General features: G+C 40.8%; 1 protein-coding gene. It reads left to right on the top strand.

What is annotated here, in order from left to right; translation table 11 throughout:
* A partial coding sequence (tnpA, locus tag D0T57_RS16105; RefSeq protein WP_163273998.1) for an IS200/IS605 family transposase occupies positions 1-306 on the top strand: 306 nt, incomplete at both ends.

Raw genomic sequence — 306 nt, 5'->3', positions numbered from 1 at the left:
TTGCCGTGATATTCTGCGTCAAGTCTGTAATTCAATGGATATTCAAATAATCAAAGGAGTAGTCAGTAAAGACCACATCCATTTGCATTTGAGTTATCCTCCTCAGTTAAGTGTCAGTGATATCGTTCGTCGTCTTAAAGGACGCAGTTCCCGTATGCTGTTACAAGAATTTCCGGAGCTAAAACGCCGTTACTGGGGTAATCACTATTGGGGTATTGGTTATGGATGTTGGTCTACCGGTCACATTACAGAAGATATGTTAGAGGCTTACCTGAATCATCATAAGGATCAACCCAATAGTGATGA

This window comes from Dysgonomonas sp. 511, from assembly GCF_010501105.1.
Taxonomy (GTDB): Bacteria; Bacteroidota; Bacteroidia; order Bacteroidales; family Dysgonomonadaceae; genus Dysgonomonas.
This window is presented reverse-complemented; position numbering and strand designations above follow the sequence as displayed.